Source organism: Ktedonobacter racemifer DSM 44963 (assembly GCF_000178855.1).
Classification (GTDB): domain Bacteria; phylum Chloroflexota; class Ktedonobacteria; order Ktedonobacterales; family Ktedonobacteraceae; genus Ktedonobacter; species Ktedonobacter racemifer.
In genome coordinates this window covers 1,326,045-1,343,817 of sequence record NZ_ADVG01000003.1, presented here as the reverse complement: position 1 = coordinate 1,343,817, position 17,773 = coordinate 1,326,045, and the positions used below count along the sequence as shown (strand labels likewise).

Genomic DNA, 17,773 nt, shown 5'->3' with positions numbered 1-17,773 from the left:
GGGAAAAGAGTTCGGAACAGTTCACCCAAAACGCCGCAGGATGCCCCTGCCCTTTCAGGCATGGGGAGGAATGCGGCGTTCCTTTGTCGGTGGCTTGGGTGGAATACGCCGTAGACATTCTCTCATCTGCTCATGTATTGTTGACAGTCAGATGAAAACTATGGTATAATTTAGCGTATGCAAACGGTATTAACAGCGAAACTCAAATTGAATACAACGCCCGAGCAATTCAAGGCATTACGTACAACGCAACTGGCGTATCGGGATTCTCTCAACTATGTGAGCCAGTACGCCTTTGCGCATGGCAAGATGAGCAATGCTGTTCGTTTGCAAGATGCCACCTACGAAGAGATCCGCCTCCGTTTTCATCTGCCTTCGCAAATGGCCTGTTCTGTTCCTCGCCAAGTTGGTGCCTCGTATAAAACCCTCTGGACAAAGGTCAAGAACAATGCTGTTCATCGTAAGGAAGGTAAGACCAAGAAACGCTACAAAGGGCTTGATAAGGCTCCCACGTTCATCTCCCCCACGTTGACCTATCAGTACAAGAAAGACTACACCTTCAAGAAAGAGCAGCAGGTGAGCATCCTGACCCTTGAGGGACGTGTTATCGTGCCCTATACTGGCTACAATAAGCATGTGGCATTGATCCAGCGTGGAGCGGAGATTGGTGCATCGAAACTCTGGTATGACAAGCCCAAGAAACAATTTTACCTCCTTGTCTCTCTTGCAATTGAGACGGCTGATCCTACACCTGAAACACACAAGCAAGTCGCCGGCGTGGATGTGGGGATGCGATACCTTGCCGTCACGGCGATGATGCAAGGGGATTGCACCTTCCATTCAGGCAAACAGATTGTCCCCAAGGCAAACCACTACGCACGACTGAGAAAACGTCTGCAAAAGAAAGGCACTCGTTCAGCGACAAGAAGGCTTGTTGCCATCAGTGGACGAGAGAGACGGTTGAAGCAGAATACCAATCATGTCGTGAGTAAGCGGATTGTCCAACAGCCCCCTCAAAGCTTGATTGGACTGGAGCATCTGACAGACATTCGAGAGCGTACCAAACGACGCAAAGGCAAAAATGCAAAACAGCGAAAAGCCAATCGTACCTTCTCCAAATGGTCCTTCGCTGAGTTGCATAGCATGATTGCCTATAAAGCGCTCTTGCATCGAAGTATGGCGATCAAGGTCGATGCCAACTCTACCTCGCAAGCGTGCCCCAAATGTGGGCACACCTGCAAAGAGAATAGACCTCACAAGGGCCTGCTCTTCGTCTGTCAGAATTGTCAGTACACGCTCCATGCCGATCTGGTTGGTGCAAGAAACATTGCGATGCGAACGCTTCTTATCCGGCAAGACTGGAGAGGAACGGGCCTCTTGTCAGTACGCGCCTTCTGTGTCGGACGATGAAGCCAAAGCCGCACGCCTGAAAAGGTATGCTGAATTGCGGTGGAGTTCAGACACAACTCCAAGCCCTCGGCTTTCGCCGTAGGGTACTGACTGTATATCGTCGGAGAGTCACGATACCGCTCGCCGAGCGTATGAACCATGCAACAACACAACTCAAACCCTCCTATACAAGCTCCCGTAACCTCACAGGAGCGCTGGGACGCAGACCTGCTACAGCCTGAACGGGCATGGTGGCAAGAGGGGTGGCAAGCCACGGCTGCTCCTGCCAAAGAGACGACGGCCAAACTGATCCCGATTGTCACGACTGTACCGACCATTGATGCGATCGAACTGGCTCAGACCTACATTCACCGATGGCCAGCACAAGAAAATGTGATCAAAGACTACTTACTTCCTCTCGGATTGGACACCAACCATGGTTTCGCCAAGGTTGCGGTGGAGAATTCGGAGGTGGCCAGGCAACGAATGCATCTCCAGCAACGCCTCTCCAGTATGAACTGGATCATCGGAAGGACCAGGTGATGACGGTCTGTAAAGTCGCGCTGACAAATCTCGCGATGTGGACCCGTGACCAGTATTTTCCGTCCTCTTATGCTCACGCAATCTGGCGACGTTTGCTTCCGTTCTTCCAACTTCCGGGAACCATCACATGCGATGCCACTACAGTCCAGGTAGAGCTTCGTCCGTTCAACGACCGGGCGCTCAATTGTGATTTGGCTCTCCTGTGCGAACGGGTCAATCAAGCTTCTCCTCGCCTCCCTGACGGACGCTCACTCTCTTTCTGTCTCTGTTCCTCTCGTTGCATTCTTCCTGCGCAGAAGACGGCTAGAATTATGTGACTCCCTTCCCTGATCAGCGCCAAAGCTTTACACTCACAATTGGCCAATGAGCCGTGCCAGTCGGATTTCTTCTTGATTCGCGTCGGAGACCGGAACAAGACCAAGAGTCAACTCATCAATTCCTATCTCAAGTAGTTCCAGCAGGCGATCTCGTATTTTACTTTCATCGCCAAAGACCAACAGACTTTCAATGAAACTATCCGAGACCGTATCGATCTCTTGTTGCGAGAAACCTGCCGCAACGAACATATTACGATAAGCTGAGCGCGTATGGTAAATGCTCATAGCCTGACGCCCTATCTGCAAAGCGGTGGCACGATCATTTGTAAAGGCTACCTGCACATGAGCAACAACCGGCGGCCGGGGTCGCCCAGCTGCGTCCGCCCCTGCTCTCATGGCTGGAAGGGCCGTATTAAGCAAGTATGGAAGCGGGCACATAACAGAGAGAGCACCATCCGCAACCTCGCCAGCGAGGCGAAATGCTCCTTGTCCAAGCGTTGCGATAAGCAAGGGAAGCTGCGCTGAAGCATGCAATGAGGCATCAGTCGTAAAGTAGCGCCCCTGATAATGCGCCTCGCCTTGATAGAGTAGCGAACGCAACACCTGAGTATATTCTCGCAGGTAGGAGAGAGGCCGCTCCATTTCTATGCCGTACACGCTCTTCGCAAACTCTGGCGAACTTGTTCCAAGACCTAGCCGCAGCCTACCTGGAGCCAGGGCGTTTAGACTTAAAGCCTGCTGAGCCAACAATACAGGATGGCGTGAAAAGACCTGCACAATAGCAGTTCCTAATTTGAGATGCGTCGTGCGCATTGCCGCCGCCGCCAGTGTCGTAAGCAGATCTGGATTCCAGGGCGGACCACCAATCCAGATATGGTCAACTCCCACCCTCTCAATCTCAACTAGCGTTGCGACAAGCGTTGCCGGATCAGCAGGAACGACCGACAACCCAACACGTTCCCGCAGAGAACGAACCTCAGTTTTCTCTTCCATTTAGACTTTCCTTCTGTACTTCCTTCAAAAATTTCTCTAAAGCTAAGCATTGAGGCATTGAAGCATTGCTTATACAACATACTGTTGCATAAAAAGCCTACCAGGAGATACAATGATGCGTCAATCAGCAAAGAAACATAGAATGTTGTATATGCGACAAAGGAGAGAAAAGTGACGCAAAAGTCAGAAACAACAGAGGATTTACGCGTCCTCCGTACCCGCAAACTGCTCCAACAGGCCTTCATCGAACTGACGGTAGAGAAAGGATTTGCTACACTCACAGTGCGAGATATTACGAAACGAGCCATGATCAACCGCTCGACGTTTTACCGCCATTATCTGGACAAATATGACTTACTTGAACAATATATGAACGAGATATATGAGCTGACCGAAGACCAGGCCTTTCTAGCAGAGAAACAAGAAGCGACCTCCCCTAGCCCCCTTAATCTGCTCAAGCATATTCAACAATACGCTGACTTCTATCGTGTGATGCTCAGCGCGAAAGGAGACCCTTACTTCATGCAACGCTTTCGACAAAATACGGAAAAGCGCTTTCGCTCTTTTTCCACTCAGATACCTGCACAGCCAGAGCCCGACGCACCTCCAATCGATCTAAGGCTCATTTGTATCGCCTATGCAGGAATCGGCGCGACCACCTGGTGGTTAGAGCAAGAACAATCCTGTCCACCCGAGCAGCTCGCCAGGTGGATGAGCCAGCTCAGCAGTGCCATCGCCGGCCCTTCCCTCAAACCGTAGGCTTCCGCCAGTTTGCCAACTCGTTCGTTTAGAATAGGGCGCAAAAGTATGTCAGGTTTTGCCTCGTGCTCGCGATAGAGTAGTGTACGCCATCTGGCGGACGGTTCTAAAAATATATGAATCAAGGAGAGACACGTGTTATCACAACCCTACGAGGAGACCGTGGCACTACCACCAGCACAGCCAACCAAATTAAGTGAGCAGAGTATCGACAGTCTTTTAACGAGCGAGCGGGCATGGCTAGTACTTAATCGACGTACTCGTAGAAAGCCAGACATTCCACGTCCTGGCCATCAATAAGTAGCCGCGTACGCAAGTAGCGGGCGGCCCGCTACTTGCGTACGCGGCTACTTATCCTTATTTGTCGCCTTCCAACAGGCACTCTAGCAGGTAGATGGCGCCGGTCTTGTCAAGGGGACGGTTCTGGTTGCCGCATTTGGGGGACATGATGCAGGCATAGCAGCCGCTGGTGCATTCGCATTTGCGCAGGGTGTCCAGGGTGGCCTGGGCCAGGGCGTGCCACTGTCTGTAGGCCTCCTCGCTGTAGCCGATGCCACCGGGATAGCCATCGTAGATGAAGATGGTGGCCTTGCGCGTCTGCGGATGAAATGGCACGATGCTGACGCCGCCGACGTCGCGGCGGTCGCCCAGGACGAAGAGCGGGAGCAGTGCGATCATGCCATGCTCGACGGCATGCAGCGAGCCAGCCGGGTCGAGCCGCCGCTTGATGAGAGCATCGATAAATCTGTCTTCGATGAGCATCCATAAGGCCCTGGTCTCTAGAGGCGCCGAGAGCGGCTCCTCCAGTTCGCACTGCTCAAGGATGTTGCGATACTGGTTGTGCTTCCGGTTGAAGCCCTGCACCTCGCGTGTGACCAGGACCTGTCCAGAATACAGCTCAAGCTGTGGGCGCTGCTGGTGCTGCTCACTCTTGATGATCTCGACATCCGTCTGGACGATAGGTTCCGTGTAGAAATGGGTCTCATTGGGCAAGACCTCGATGCGACCTTGCGAGAGGTCCAGTCGCTGCACCTCGTAGGCGGCTCCTTGTGAGTAGTAGATAGCCCCTGGATGGCACTCGCTGATGGCGTGGTAGATGTCGGTCTCTTCAAGCAAACGCTCCTTGCCGCCACTGCTCAGGCTCATGATGGGGATACGCACCCCCACCTGGCGCAGCGAGACCTGGAAGGCCACGCTCTTGCGTGGATCGCGCAGGTGATAGTAGTCACCACGCCTGACAAGCCTCTTCTCCGCGACGAGCTGCTCCAGCGTATGCGCGGTCGCCGCGCCAAAAAGCCGCTGGTCCGCCAGGGAGAGAGGTTGCTCGAAGGCCGCGCATAGCAGGTGCTGTGGAAAGATATAGGGGTTGTTGATGTTGACCAGGGCACGCTCGGCAGGCTGATCCAGTAGCATCGATGGATTGGCGGCGAAGTACTGGTCGAGGGCGTCCTCACGCAGGACGAAGATGCTCAAAGCACTGCGGTTGCGTCTCCCGGCACGTCCCGCCTGCTGCCAGAAGCTGGAGATACTCCCAGGGAAGCCCGCGACGATTGAGACATCCAGGTCTCCCACATCGATACCCACCTCTAAGGCGCTGGTCGAGATGATGCCCAGGATCTCACCCTGGGCCAGCTGGCGCTCGATCTCGCGCCTTTGCTCGGGAGTATAGCCCGCGCGATAAGCCAGGACCTTGGATTGTAGATAGGATGGCAGCTTGTTACGGGTATAGCGCACCATACGCTCGACCGTCTGGCGAGCCTGGCCAAAGAGAATTGAGCGCACGCCCTGGGTGATAAAGAAGGCCAGCAGGCCCGCCGCCTCCTCGATATAGCTCTGAGCATCGGGCGGCTGCCAGAGCAGGGTGAGGCGTCCACCAGAGGGCGCGCCATTCTCAGTAATAGCGCTCACATCCTGGCCGATAAGCTGGATGGCGTGATCCTCGGGATTGCCGATGGTGGCCGAGCCGAAAATAAAGGTAGGTTGCACATCGTGCAGGGCCAGGACACGCTTGAGCCGCCGCAGGATCAGCGCGACATGGCTGCCAAAGACGCCCCGGTACATATGCGACTCGTCGACGATAACATCTTGCAGGCGGGAGAGGAAGCTCGACCAGGAGCGATGATAGGGCAGCAACCCCATGTGCAACATATCGGGCGTGGTGATGACGGCCTGGGCGCGTGTACGAATGGCGGCGCGCTCAGTCTGAGGCGTATCGCCTGTGTAGACATCCACGCGCAGGTCCGCGTCCCAGGCCTGAAGCCGTTCCTGCCACTGCTGGATCAAGGCCCGCGTCGGCGCGATGCACAACAGGGTCGCGCCTTGCTGGCGATGTCGCCTCACTCGCGATGGCAGGGCCATGGCATAGGTCTTTCCCGAGGCGGTGGCGGTAGCGATCGTCACATGCTCGCCATCCAGCGCGCGCGTCAGCGCCTCGTGCTGGTGGGTATAAAGCTGTGTGATACCGGGAGGGAGCAGGGCCTGTACCTCATCCATCACACTGGCGTGCCGCGCTGGTCGGGGCATAATCTGATGTTCGGCCTGGATACGCTCTTTATAGCTGGACCATTCCGTGAGGCGGGTCAACAGTTGCTGCGCGTAGCGGTCGTTTATCACCTTCTCATCACTCGCCATCAACAAATCCTTTCATTTCACTTCACATATTATAACCGCTGCGAGGGGAGCCCGCTACTTGCGCACGCGGCTACTGATGGGTTTCACGGGGAATTTGTAACGCCACATGCCATTCCCGACGTGGCATGTATGTACAGAAAGCGCGTAAGCCAAATACGCGAATAATGTAATAAATGCACAGTAAGCCTTGCAACCTTTCCGGTAGGGACGCGCTAAAGCGGGTCCCTACCGGATTGAGAGCGGACGCGCGCGAGGCATCCAGTGAGGGGACGCGCGCCGTTTACAAGAATTTCCCATCAGCCAGAAAAAAAGAGGAGCGCCGCTATGAGCAGCAAAAAGAAGGAAAGTGACCAGAAGCGTATTGCGTATGTTCATCGCGTCGTGCTACCTGCGACACAGTCGCCCGCGCAACTGGAGGGAGGGTCGATCTTTTTTGTTGGTACAGCGACGGTACTGGTCAAGTACGCTGGCTTTACCTTCCTGACAGATCCCAATTTCCTGCATCGGGGGGAGTATGTGCATCTTGGTTATGGGCTGCGCTCAAAGCGCCTGACCTGTCCGGGGATAAACCTGGAAGAGTTGCCACGCCTGGACTTTGTGCTGCTTTCGCACCTACATGAGGACCACTTTGACCGCCTGGTGGCACGCAAGCTCCCCAAGAACACGCCCATTGTGACAACCCCCAAGGCCGCGAGCGCTCTGGCAAAGAAAGGCTTTATAATCACTTATCCCCTCAACACCTGGGAGACCTTCGTTTGGGAGCGTGGCGCGCAACAGCTCGCGATCACGGCCATGCCCGGCAAGCACGCTCCAGGGCCACTCGCAAAACTCCTGCCTCCAGTCATGGGAAGCATGCTCGAATTCCAGCAAACCAGCGGCGAGACACTGATGCGCATGTATATCAGCGGAGATACTCTCTATATAAAAGATCTGGCGGAGATCCCTCACCGCTATCCCAATGTCGACCTGGGGCTCTTCCACCTGGGCGGCACACGCGTCATGGGCCTCATGGTCACAATGGACGCGAAGCAGGGGCTAAAAGCCATAAAGCTTATCAATCCCAAGACCGCCATTCCCATCCACTACAACGACTATACCGTCTTCAAGTCGCCCCTTGAGGACTTCCAGCGTACCGTCGAAGGCGCGAAACTCACATCGCGCGTCCACTACCTCACACATGGCGATTCCTACACCTTCCAGGTTCCCGCCGAAAGAAGGAGCGCTACTGACGTACGCGCCTACGCGAACCCCAAGACATAGATGTTACGAAATGGGTAAAGGGGTATCGTGGTAGACGGGTCTCGCCCGTCTACCACGATACCCCTTTACCCATTCGATACCTTGATGTCATCGAGTATATTTATAGTATCAAAGTAATTTCGATATACACAAATAGCAGAGGTAAAACCCCCTGGAAAGTGAGTTTCTCTTATGTGCGGTATCACCGGTTGGATCGATTGGGAGCAGGACCTCTCGCAGCAGCAGGCTGTGCTGGAGCAGATGGCCTGCACGCTAAAGGAACGCGGGCCAGACAGTGAGGGCTACTGGCTCTCTCCCCACGCCGCCCTGGCGCATCGTCGCCTGATTGTTATTGATCCCGTTGGCGGCAAGCAACCTATGCTCTTTACCCAGGGTGAACAGACTTATGCCCTGACTTATAATGGCGAACTCTATAACTTCCGCGAGCTGCGCGAGGAGCTGCGCACGCGCGACCATGTCTTTCGCACCCATTCTGATACCGAGGTTTTATTACATGCCTATGTCGAGTGGGGCGAGGAGTGCGTCAACCACTTTAATGGCATCTTCGCCTTTGCCATCTGGGACGAGGCGCGTCAGCGGCTCTTTATTGCCCGCGACCACCTGGGCGTAAAGCCGCTCTTCTACGCCCAGGTAGGCAGCGCCGTCGTCTTTGGCTCAGAGATCAAGGCCCTGCTAGCCCATCCGCTGGTCGAGCCTGTGCTGGATGATGAGGGCATGAAGGCCATCTTTGTCTCGCTCTTTATGTCTGGTGGCGGCATCTTCCGCGATATTCATGAGCTACGCCCCGCCCACTGCGCAACCTTTACGCGTGAGCGTACGCATATTCGTCCCTACTGGCAGCTAGTCAGCAGGCCCCATACCGATGACCTGGAGACGACCGCCGAGTATATTCGCTCGCTTCTGAAGGATACCGTCAAGCGCCAGCTCATCGCCGATGTACCCGTGGTGACACTCCTCTCGGGCGGACTGGACTCCAGTGGCGTGACCTCGCTGGCGGCGCGCGAATTTCAGAGCGAGCACAAGGTGCTTGATACCTACGCCATCAACTATGCCAATAGTGAGGAGCACTTTGAGGGCAACGCCATTCGTCCAAGCATCGACCGCCCTTATGTCGAGCAGGTGGCGCGTTACCTACCGACCAATCATCATGATGTTGTGGTCTCCACTGATGAGCTGATTGAGAACCTGCTCGTACCCATGCGCGCCCATGATCGGCCCAAGATGGGGCAGATCGAGACCTCGCTCTACCTGCTTTTTAAGGTCATCAAACAGAACGCGACGGTCGCTCTCTCGGGCGAGTCGGCCGACGAGGTCTTTGGCGGCTATCCCTGGTTCCACCAGGAGCATGTGCTTAATACGCCAACCTTCCCCTGGATCGCCGCGCGCATGAATCCCAGGGGCGATAACCAGTTTATGAATATGGGTACGCCCTTCCTCTCGCCAGCCCTGGCGCAAGAGCTCCAGCCACGCGAGCATATGCAGCGCCTCTACCAGGAGGCCCTGGCCGAGGTTCCGCGCCTGGAGGGCGAGTCTCCGCGCGACGCCCGTATCCGCGAGATCTTCTACTTGAATATGACGCGCTTCCTGCTCCTGCTACTGGACCGCAAGGACCGCATGAGCATGGCAACGGGCCTGGAGGTACGCGTCCCCTTCTGCGACCATCGCCTGGTACAGTATGTCTGGAATATTCCCTGGGAGATGAAGACCGTCGATAATATCGAGAAGGGTATCCTACGCCGCGCCTTTAGCGGCCTGCTTCCCGAAGAGGTGCGGATGCGACGCAAGAGCGCGTACCCAACCTCGTTCGATCCAGCCTATACCCAGGCCGTGCGCCGCTGGACGCTGGAGATCCTCAATAATGCCAACGCGCCAGTAAACGCATTCGTCAATGGAGCGTTTATCCGCCAGCTCGCGGAACATCCCGATGAGGAGATGCGTGGCGAGAACGCCTACTTCCTCTTTGACTACTTGATTCAGGCCAATGCCTGGTTGCAAGAGTATCATGTCATAACGCCATAAAACAGGAGAAGGAGATCCACATGCCAGCTCATCCTCCGCGCGCCACGCAGGAAGAGGAGGCCCTGCGCTACTACCTGGAAATTCACCGGGCGCTCTGGCACAGCCTCGCCACGACCTGGATGGACCTTGATCTCTCGCTTGCGCAGTTGCGTACTTTGCTCTTGCTGGTGAATCATGGTCCGCTTCAGGTCGGTCACCTGGCGCGCCATATGGAGATCGGCGTTCCCACGGCTGGCCACCTGGTAGAGAAGCTGGTGCAAGGGGGCTTCGCGCGACGTTTCGAAGATCCTGCTGATCGCCGTCGCTGCCTGGTCGCGCTCACTGACCAGGGCGAAGAGCTTTACGCGCGCTTGCTCGTCGGGCGGCAGGCTATCGCCGTCTGCCTGCATCAGCTTGGCGATGAGGACCTCTCCGCCTATCTCCAGGGCGCTCATGCCCTCGCGGACAAGCTGGCTTCACAGCTTTCCACAAACGCAACTCAGGCACGATAAAGCTTACCTATGAAACACCTGACTATCGCGTGGTGCCTGCTCTCGCTCAAACATACCATAATCTCTGACAACACCGGCGATACGCAACCGGTAGTCTTTGAATATATCGGCTCTGCCCCTGGACTGCGCCGCCCGGTGCTCTTCCATTTGCCTCCATGCCTGGATCGCCTGTTCATCCCTCCAGAATGAGAGAGAGAGAACCTTCCCAGGAGTCGAGAGGCTCTCGAAACGCTCTATAGAGATAAAGCCATCGATTTCATCGAGCAATGGACGAAGAGAAGCAGCTATATCGAGATATTCCTGCTTCTCTTCCGGCTTTGAGATAACTTCAAAGATAACAGCCAGCATGGTTAAAATATCCTTTCAGTCCTGTGAGATTCTTCAAATTATGCATTTTTATTGCAGAGTGAGAAGGGCAACGCGTACGTTCGCAGAGGCACGATAGGTGGCATTTCTAGCAAGCCGCGCCAGGTCAATGCCACAATCCAACAATTGCGACACACCAGCCTGGGCAATCAGCGTCGCCAACGTTTCGCCTGGACAGATATGCGGTCCCATACCAAAGGTAAATGTGCGGCGCTTCTCTCGCAAGATCTTGAACTGCTCAGGCTCTGGATTGGCCTCTGGATCACGATTGGCGGCTGCTAGAACCACGAGCACTACATCCCCTTCTTTCATTTCCTGCCCTGCGACTGAACCATTCTGGGCAAGGAAACGACGAGTATTCTGTATTGGCGAATCATAGCGAAGCACTTCGGCAAGCACAGGACTCAGTAGCTCAGGATCAGCCTGTACTTCTTCGAGTGCATCTTGATGAGAACCTAAATAGACGACGGTATTCCCAATCAAGCCCGCTGTCGCCTCATAGGCCTGAGAGAGAAAACCAATGGCGTTAGCAGCAATAATGTTTCTAGCCTCACATCCAATACCCTTCGCCTGCTCTTCCAGAATGATCAGGAGATTGCGCTCTGTTCCTCTATGAGACGTACCCAAAAGCGTGTGCATGAGATCCAGTAAGTGACCTGCGGCCGCCTTTCCTCGCTCAATTTGCTCGGTCGTGCTGGTCGGCGCGAGACACCTCACAAAGTCACCCATCCATACAACCGTCTCTTGCAACATATTTTGAGGAACACCGAGCAAGCTAGCAACCACGTAGATTGGCAGGTGAAAGGCAAAGTTCTCTAGAGCATGAGAAGTAGCTACAGTCTGGCTTCCGCTCAGAAACAAGCTAGCCCACTTGCGACTCTCTTCGACAATTGAACGTGCCTCAAGGGACTCGATAGAAGAGCTGATAGCTTGCTTGAAAGGGCAATAGCGCTCGCCATCATTCATGCGCACGAGATAGCGAAAGATCTCCGCGGCCGGTGACCCAAGCAATGCACTGGGAACTGGTTCAGCCAGGGGCCGTACTCGACAAATAGGATTCGTTAGCACTGCGGACACCGCGCTTGCGCTTGATGCCACCCATAACCTCAGACGCGCATCCCAATAGATGGGACGTTGCATGATCACCTCAGTGTAGTATTGATAGGGATCAGGATGAGTAACAGCCTCAATTGGATTGGTGGGAGAGAGGGCTGGCATGAACATTCTCCTTTTGCAATATCGACGCTCCTTGTTCTTAACGCAAGACAAGTATACTGATACCGCTACTTATTTGTCCAATAGATAGCTTTTATCTTCGCCATCAGTTATACTGATGGCTATGGAATTGAGTGAAATCGAAGCATTTGTCACAATTCAACGCACAGGCGGCTTCACAAGGGCAGCTGAGCTTTTGCACTTATCACAGCCAGCAGTCAGCCGACGCATCGAACTGCTGGAACGGGAACTGGGAGTGGCTCTTTTTGAACGGCTCTCCAATGGAATTCGCCTGACTGAGGCAGGTCAGGCGTTTTTGCCCTATGCGCAACAGGTGTTGACCGCGATTGTGGATGGCAAAGCAGCCATCCACGCCCTTGAGGAGGAAGAACAGGGTACAATTGAGTTAGCGCTCGTTGGTACATTGGCCAGTACACAACTAACAACGCATCTTCAAGCCTTTCGCGAGGCGTATCCACGTGTGCATTTGCGGCTTCGCACCGCGCGTAGCGACGAGGTTAGTACCTTAGTGCAGCAGGGCGATGCACACCTGGGCCTACGCTACTTTGCCGATCCTCACCCCGATATTCACTTTATTGAGACTCCCATTATTCTCATAGTTGTTATCATCTCACTGGGTTGGGGAACGGTCCCCGGCATTCTGGCAACCATGGTTTGGACGCTTATGCTCGCCTTTGTGCTACAGTACTCTCATGCCACGCCTATGCTCACAAGTAACACCTTCGCGCTCACACAATCTGAAAATATTTTTGGCCTAGGCCTCTTCGCCATCAGACGACTACCCCTCGCTGTCACCAGCCCAGCGTGGCGCCCAGACGCTGCCGCGCGACGAATATGGCAACCCGCTCACCGCCGAAAGCATCGGGCCACCTCCGATACTTAGCGCCACGCCACCACACTCTATAACCCGGCGAGCCACGTAGTGGCGAGAAGTATCCAAATTGAAGCACAATGCCTTGCCCCGGGCAGAGAAACAGAGTATCCTAGAAAAGGAATCTACAAAGAAAACTTATATTCTTAGAATAAACGAACACTACATATCTCTATCTACTACAAATCGGAGAAGGTTCAAGGATGACAAAACACACCAATCCAGACCAACCAGCCTCATCAGATGACATTACGCTAAAAGATAGCGATTCCCTTCTTGAGTATTCCCAGTCTGCCATTAACATAGATGCATCCACACTTACACCACCTCCTCCACCCCCACCAGTCCAGAAGCGCCCTGTAAATGAAGAGAAGAAGATTATCCTGATGATCACGCTTATCGGTGTAGCCTTACTACTATTAGCGTCTAGCATATTCTTATCACCCATAGATGCAGCAAGAACCGCTTTAGCATTTCCAGCACTATCAACGACCAGTGTCAAAGGTGCAAATGGAGCTAAACCCTCTCCCGTACCCTCGTCCCCCCCCATACTCAACCTCGCACCAGCTTCTACCCCCACGCCTGGGAATACTCACACAGTTTCCGTTACACCGGTACCCGGGACACCCAGGCAACCCACTCCCCCGCGGCCGACGCCAACGCCCAAACCAGTCTGTCCACCACTGATTCAATATGGTAGCACAGGTAGCTGGGTCAGAACACTTCAGCAAGAATTGAATGCGCGCAACATGCGGGACCAGAACGGGCATGCTCTGGCTGTTGACGGAGACTTTGGCGTAAATACACAATACGCCGTTAAAGAATGGCAGACTAAGGAGCATATACAGGTTGATGGTCAAGTTGGGCCCATTACCTGGCATACATTAGGAAATTGTTAAAGAAAAGATATTTATGTATGCAAAAACAGCCTTTGTCTGTTTTTGCATACATAAATATCCCTTACACATCTACGTGGTGACCCAGGGCATCCGTTGGTACGGGCGCCCGCAGAGCGGTACTATTCTCGCCAACGGCCGCGTAGTCCAGGGTCTCTTCTGGCAACTGAAAGTTCTCAATAGAGGCATTCCATTGCTGCGCGAGTTTCGCCAGGGAGTGAATGTGCTCGGCGGTCTGGAGAATAGAGCTACTGGATTGATGGATGCGTTGCGCGATGGCATACAGATCGGAGATCATAGATTCAGCCAGGGTGGCATTGGCTTGCGCGGAAACGAGAAGCTCATTGAGCAAGGCTTCCAGCCTCTGGGTATCCGTATTGATGCGCGTCAGCAAGCGCTTCTGCTGTTGCGCATCTTCCAATGACTGTGTCGTATTGACAATCAACGTGCTCTCACCCGAACCCTTTTGCAGCTCTGGACGTTTCAGCAACATCGCTCGTATCTCATGGATAAGTTCGACATTGAGCTGAAGGGTGCTACTCAAGCGCTGTATAAATGCGACAAGCTTCTCTACAGTTTCGGTAGTATCAGAGAAGCGCGTGGTTTGGATCTCGGAGGTCTGAGCCAGTTCAATCGAGCTAGAAAGGAGGTTTTGTGTCTTAGACATCACTTGCTCAGAGGAGTAGCGTGTCCACTTCGCCAGGTTTGCCAGCTCTTCGATAAGCGCGTTACAAATATCCGCAACCATACCAAGCCTACCGGCAGGCACACTGGCTCGGGCGCGCAAATTTCCATCCATGATAGGCTTGATATCAGTCACGAGCTGGCGAATTTGTAGCTCCAGTTGCTGGACATCATTGGTAGCTTTACTGGTATGCTGAGCCTGCTGAATACTCACATTAACATTATCGAGAAGGGCATTGACCGTCTGTGCAAGGGAAGAAAGCGCATTGTCACCAAGAAGGGGAGCGCGGCTCTCTCTCTGACCAGCCATATACGCCTGGCAGACCTCTACCAATCGCGCATATTGATTTTTCGTCGCGCGCTGCGTAAAGCGCACAAGAGCGATCTCAGCGAAAAAGACCCCGATGGCACAGGCCAAAAGCACACCTAAAAAAAGGCTGACACCTGTATTCTCACGCTGCCCCAGCCCGACGACACCAACAATAAAGATCGCGGTGACAGGCAGCATGGCTGCGAGAAGTAATTCTAAGCGCAAAATATTTGATTTCACTGCTTGAGACTCCTTATAAAGATGGACCCGGTACATAGTATTTCTGCTCATTCAGTTCCAGGGCGGTTTCTATCGGACGATTCAGTGGGCATATTGCCCGGGATCGATAGCTCCTGCGGCTCAGAGCGCCAGGCAAGTAGGAATGTCTCGTCTGGATCAGATACAACTTGAGGAAATGATTGAGACGCCGACTCAACTTCTGGCCGTTGCAAGGAGGCGCTCGTCAATCCATTATCACGCGCCTTGGGCGTCGTTCTATCGCTAGAACTGACGCTCTGCTCCAGTTTGGATGAAATGACCCTTTGCTGTTGCTGTCGCGACTGGGGAGCTGGCAGAGGTACGGGAGGCGGGATAGCAGGGGCAGCCATCTCGCGTATCTTTTCAATTCTCAGTGCGATACCTGCTTGTTTTGGTGTGTATAAACGCTCATTCAGCACATGCGTATAGGCCGTCACCAGCTCCCTGACCGTCTGAAAGCGCCGTCCTGGATCGCGATGCAGTGCATGATTAACTACCAGCTCTAGCGCGACCGGGATAGCTGGCGCGATCTCATGCAATGACGGGAGAGGCTCATTAATATGTTTACGCGCCACCTCTAGATAGCTACTCCCTGTAAAAGGGGGAGCACCACTCAACAGTTCAAAGAGCATGATACCAAGCGAGTAGACATCAGAGCGAGGATCGCCCTCGGCTCCTCGCACGATCTCTGGCGCAAGATATTCGGGCGGGCTCAGGTAATTGCCTGCGACATTTTTCAGGTGTTCGTACATAGTAGCCTGAGTAATGCTCTCTTCAAGCCCTCTGAGGCGCAACATAGCGATTGTACCCAGATCTATGAGCTTGACATCGGCTTTATCGAGAAGGAGCACATTACTAGAATTGAAATAGTGGTATGCCTGCCCCTGCTCATGAATAAAATCGAGCAGGTCCGCGATTGGGTTCAGGATTGTAAGCACTTCATGCGGCGTCCACTGTCGCTGCTGTTTTAAACGCTGAGCCAGGGTCTCACCTGAAAACATGGGATGAATATGATAAAAAATGCCCTCTTGTACCCCATAGCCATAGAGCGGGAAGAGATGAGCATGACGGAATGTGACGAGTTGCTCTCCCTCGCGTTCAAATCTTGTTTGAAAATTCCTCCTCGTACTGTGTGGAAGCGCTTGAGGAAGGAGAAAAATGGTGATGAATAGTTCGGGAACCAGCCAGAGTTCACGCGTACGAGCATGATATGTTGCAGTCATATTTCCACGGTTACGCAGCTCTTCCAGGCGATACCCGCGAATTTTTCTCCCTAGAAATGGATCTTTTGCTGTATCCATAAGAGTCGATTCCTTTCTATGCCTACCGCTACCCCCATCTTATACTAGCTGGTACACACCTTTATTTAAAATATCACATATATGATTCATACATACTATGAAATACCTCATAAATCCAGGGCTATTTAATTCTCTTCTGCTTCCTGCCTCGGCTCGCTACGCGAGCCGAGGATAAGGGGATGTGCGTGGAAAACGGCAAAGCCGTTTTCCACGCACATCCCCTTATCCTTGAGCGCCGCAGGCGCGAAAGACCCTCAACCCCATATGTATGAGCAGTAAATAGCCCCGTCGTAAATCGCTAAAGGAAGGGAGGGATATGATGGTGAGATACAAGTTGCCAACTTGTATCTCACCATCATATAGGGCAGGCACCGTAGGGCCTCTCAGGTCTTCCCAGGTCTTAAAGGCCGGGAATAAAATGCGGTGCCAGCAAGAGCGAACCCAGACTGGCCAGGCAGAGGATAATCAGCAGCCACAGCCAGAGTTTAAGATTCGCCTGGTGCTGCTCATCGTCTTGCTCCTCATCTCGATATCTACTCATTTCACATCCTCTTTTTCTGGCTCCTGGGATGGCACATCTACCGTGCTTTCCTCTACCGTGCGTTTGAGTAAGACAAAGCCACCTGCGGCTGGATCAGGCTTCTTGCCGCCTAAGAAGAGTAGCACGCGCATAAACCAGTTGATCTTGATAGGCAGGCGCAATCTCAGGATTTCTTGCAGTGGCCCATGAAACTCTTCAGACTGCCAGCCAAAGCGCTGAAAGAAGGCCAAACCGCCTTCGGGGGCGAAACGCGTCTTGACGCTATCAGCCACGAAGGTATTCCAGTAAGCATCATCGCGTTTGAGGGCAAAGGGTGAGACATACTCGGTCAACCACCAGCCGAGATGCTCACACTCCTGGATATCTTTCGCCAGAGCCACAACCTGCTCAGGATATAAGTAGATGAGTAGTCCCTCAGTTAAAATGAGCGCTCGCTTAGCGTCCTGGTTGACACGTTGGAGAAAAGTTTTGCGTGCCTGGTGATCAGTAATATCGAGCGCGATGCGTTCCAGGGCACAATGCGACTCTTTCCCCTCCAGTTGCGCCTCTTTATAGGCTATCACATCGCTATGATCGACCTCGATCCAGCGTAGCGAGGGCGGTAGCGAAAGGCGATACGGTCTCGTATCCAGGCCAGCGGCCAGGTTGACGACCGTGTCGATCTCTTCCTGCTCGATGATACGCTGGATGATTTCGTCATACACATGTGTACGTACAACCAGCGACCATTTCTCCTGCTCGCCACGGGGCAGAGAGTGCATAACCTCGGCTCCACGCTCACCCGCCAGTTGCCTGGCATACTCGTCCTTAAAGAGACCGCCAGGGCGCTCCGTTTCTAAGGCGCGATAGTAAGCAGTCAGACGAGCCGTATCAAATGTATCTTGAATAAATAGAGATGACATAAGCTA

At 53.6% G+C, this 17,773-nt stretch carries 18 protein-coding genes; 10 read left to right on the top strand and 8 right to left on the bottom strand.

Translation table 11 applies throughout. The features are described 5' to 3' along the window. Window positions 1–177: 177 nt before the first annotated feature. From KRAC_RS34840 to KRAC_RS66845, 3 genes are all read left to right on the top strand, one after another. Complete coding sequence (locus KRAC_RS34840; RefSeq protein WP_007915531.1) at window positions 178–1,410, top strand: RNA-guided endonuclease InsQ/TnpB family protein; 1,233 nt, start codon at window positions 178–180, stop codon at window positions 1,408–1,410. A gap of 138 nt (window positions 1,411–1,548) precedes the next feature. Beyond that, window positions 1,549–1,932: a hypothetical protein gene (locus tag KRAC_RS34835; RefSeq protein ID WP_007915530.1), complete on the top strand. Its 384-nt coding sequence runs from the start codon at window positions 1,549–1,551 to the stop codon at window positions 1,930–1,932. Then, entirely contained in the window at window positions 1,932–2,249 is a 318-nt protein-coding gene (locus tag KRAC_RS66845) for a hypothetical protein (RefSeq protein ID WP_007915529.1), read from the top strand. The genes KRAC_RS34835 and KRAC_RS66845 overlap by 1 nt, the downstream gene beginning before the upstream one ends. A 33-nt stretch (window positions 2,250–2,282) precedes the next feature. Here the strand turns inward: KRAC_RS66845 and KRAC_RS34830 are convergent, their stop codons facing one another. Next, complete coding sequence (locus KRAC_RS34830; RefSeq protein WP_007915528.1) at window positions 2,283–3,242, bottom strand: LLM class flavin-dependent oxidoreductase; 960 nt, start codon at window positions 3,240–3,242, stop codon at window positions 2,283–2,285. A 171-nt stretch (window positions 3,243–3,413) separates the two neighbouring features. Between KRAC_RS34830 and KRAC_RS63120 the strand changes: the two genes are divergently transcribed. Next, complete coding sequence (locus tag KRAC_RS63120) at window positions 3,414–4,001, top strand: TetR/AcrR family transcriptional regulator (RefSeq protein ID WP_007915527.1); 588 nt, start codon at window positions 3,414–3,416, stop codon at window positions 3,999–4,001. A 135-nt stretch (window positions 4,002–4,136) separates the two neighbouring features. Then, window positions 4,137–4,301 (top strand): hypothetical protein, encoded by a 165-nt coding sequence (locus tag KRAC_RS72000; protein ID WP_157507455.1) that lies wholly within the window; start codon window positions 4,137–4,139, stop codon window positions 4,299–4,301. 57 nt (window positions 4,302–4,358) lie between these two features. On the opposite strand, the gene KRAC_RS34820 is transcribed toward KRAC_RS72000, so the two are convergent. Beyond that, a complete protein-coding gene (locus KRAC_RS34820; protein WP_007915525.1) occupies window positions 4,359–6,632 on the bottom strand; it encodes a DEAD/DEAH box helicase in 2,274 nt (757 codons plus the stop codon). 324 nt (window positions 6,633–6,956) lie between these two features. Between KRAC_RS34820 and KRAC_RS34815 the strand changes: the two genes are divergently transcribed. From KRAC_RS34815 to KRAC_RS63115, 3 genes are all read left to right on the top strand, one after another. Continuing rightward, window positions 6,957–7,892, top strand: a complete 936-nt coding sequence (locus KRAC_RS34815) for an MBL fold metallo-hydrolase (RefSeq protein ID WP_007915523.1) — start codon at window positions 6,957–6,959, stop codon at window positions 7,890–7,892. Window positions 7,893–8,063: 171 nt separating this feature from the next. Next, a complete protein-coding gene (asnB, locus tag KRAC_RS34810) occupies window positions 8,064–9,911 on the top strand; it encodes an asparagine synthase (glutamine-hydrolyzing) (protein ID WP_007915521.1) in 1,848 nt (615 codons plus the stop codon). A 20-nt stretch (window positions 9,912–9,931) separates the two neighbouring features. Beyond that, entirely contained in the window at window positions 9,932–10,402 is a 471-nt protein-coding gene (locus KRAC_RS63115; RefSeq protein WP_007915519.1) for a MarR family transcriptional regulator, read from the top strand. Window positions 10,403–10,405: 3 nt separating this feature from the next. On the opposite strand, the gene KRAC_RS34800 is transcribed toward KRAC_RS63115, so the two are convergent. Continuing rightward, on the bottom strand, window positions 10,406–10,750 hold the full coding sequence (locus tag KRAC_RS34800) for an antibiotic biosynthesis monooxygenase family protein (protein WP_007915517.1): 345 nt from the start codon (window positions 10,748–10,750) through the stop codon (window positions 10,406–10,408). A gap of 48 nt (window positions 10,751–10,798) precedes the next feature. Further along, window positions 10,799–11,986, bottom strand: a complete 1,188-nt coding sequence (locus KRAC_RS34795) for a cytochrome P450 (protein WP_007915515.1) — start codon at window positions 11,984–11,986, stop codon at window positions 10,799–10,801. A gap of 115 nt (window positions 11,987–12,101) precedes the next feature. On the opposite strand from KRAC_RS34795, the gene KRAC_RS63110 reads away from it, so the two are divergent. Continuing rightward, window positions 12,102–12,887 (top strand): LysR family transcriptional regulator, encoded by a 786-nt coding sequence (locus KRAC_RS63110; RefSeq protein WP_007915513.1) that lies wholly within the window; start codon window positions 12,102–12,104, stop codon window positions 12,885–12,887. Between the two features lie 191 nt (window positions 12,888–13,078). Further along, the gene (locus tag KRAC_RS79880) at window positions 13,079–13,774 is read left to right on the top strand and encodes a peptidoglycan-binding domain-containing protein (RefSeq protein ID WP_007915511.1); all 696 of its coding nucleotides are present in this window, start codon (window positions 13,079–13,081) and stop codon (window positions 13,772–13,774) included. Window positions 13,775–13,835: 61 nt separating this feature from the next. Here KRAC_RS79880 and KRAC_RS34785 read toward each other — a convergent pair whose 3' ends face one another. The 4 genes from KRAC_RS34785 to KRAC_RS34775 form a co-directional block, all read right to left on the bottom strand. Beyond that, complete coding sequence (locus tag KRAC_RS34785; protein ID WP_040445552.1) at window positions 13,836–15,005, bottom strand: methyl-accepting chemotaxis protein; 1,170 nt, start codon at window positions 15,003–15,005, stop codon at window positions 13,836–13,838. Between the two features lie 47 nt (window positions 15,006–15,052). Beyond that, on the bottom strand, window positions 15,053–16,324 hold the full coding sequence (locus tag KRAC_RS34780; protein WP_007915509.1) for a serine/threonine protein kinase: 1,272 nt from the start codon (window positions 16,322–16,324) through the stop codon (window positions 15,053–15,055). Window positions 16,325–16,724: 400 nt separating this feature from the next. Next, window positions 16,725–16,865, bottom strand: a complete 141-nt coding sequence (locus tag KRAC_RS71990; protein ID WP_007915504.1) for a hypothetical protein — start codon at window positions 16,863–16,865, stop codon at window positions 16,725–16,727. Continuing rightward, window positions 16,862–17,767, bottom strand: a complete 906-nt coding sequence (locus KRAC_RS34775; protein WP_007915502.1) for a class I SAM-dependent methyltransferase — start codon at window positions 17,765–17,767, stop codon at window positions 16,862–16,864. Before KRAC_RS34775 ends, KRAC_RS71990 begins: the two co-directional genes overlap by 4 nt. Window positions 17,768–17,773: the final 6 nt, after the last annotated feature.

Bases quoted from the DNA above. Each gene is read 5' to 3' on its own strand.
- KRAC_RS34840 (WP_007915531.1), top strand. From the start codon at position 178: ATGCAAACGGTATTAACAGCGAAACTCAAATTGAATACAACGCCCGAG.
- KRAC_RS34835 (WP_007915530.1), top strand. From the start codon at position 1,549: ATGCAACAACACAACTCAAACCCTCCTATACAAGCTCCCGTAACCTCA.
- KRAC_RS66845 (WP_007915529.1), top strand. From the start codon at position 1,932: ATGACGGTCTGTAAAGTCGCGCTGACAAATCTCGCGATGTGGACCCGT.
- KRAC_RS34830 (WP_007915528.1), bottom strand. From the start codon at position 3,242: ATGGAAGAGAAAACTGAGGTTCGTTCTCTGCGGGAACGTGTTGGGTTG.
- KRAC_RS34820 (WP_007915525.1), bottom strand. From the start codon at position 6,632: ATGGCGAGTGATGAGAAGGTGATAAACGACCGCTACGCGCAGCAACTG.
- KRAC_RS34815 (WP_007915523.1), top strand. From the start codon at position 6,957: ATGAGCAGCAAAAAGAAGGAAAGTGACCAGAAGCGTATTGCGTATGTT.
- asnB (WP_007915521.1), top strand. From the start codon at position 8,064: ATGTGCGGTATCACCGGTTGGATCGATTGGGAGCAGGACCTCTCGCAG.
- KRAC_RS63115 (WP_007915519.1), top strand. From the start codon at position 9,932: ATGCCAGCTCATCCTCCGCGCGCCACGCAGGAAGAGGAGGCCCTGCGC.
- KRAC_RS34800 (WP_007915517.1), bottom strand. From the start codon at position 10,750: ATGCTGGCTGTTATCTTTGAAGTTATCTCAAAGCCGGAAGAGAAGCAG.
- KRAC_RS34795 (WP_007915515.1), bottom strand. From the start codon at position 11,986: ATGCCAGCCCTCTCTCCCACCAATCCAATTGAGGCTGTTACTCATCCT.
- KRAC_RS63110 (WP_007915513.1), top strand. From the start codon at position 12,102: ATGGCTATGGAATTGAGTGAAATCGAAGCATTTGTCACAATTCAACGC.
- KRAC_RS79880 (WP_007915511.1), top strand. From the start codon at position 13,079: ATGACAAAACACACCAATCCAGACCAACCAGCCTCATCAGATGACATT.
- KRAC_RS34780 (WP_007915509.1), bottom strand. From the start codon at position 16,324: ATGGATACAGCAAAAGATCCATTTCTAGGGAGAAAAATTCGCGGGTAT.
- KRAC_RS71990 (WP_007915504.1), bottom strand. From the start codon at position 16,865: ATGAGTAGATATCGAGATGAGGAGCAAGACGATGAGCAGCACCAGGCG.
- KRAC_RS34775 (WP_007915502.1), bottom strand. From the start codon at position 17,767: ATGTCATCTCTATTTATTCAAGATACATTTGATACGGCTCGTCTGACT.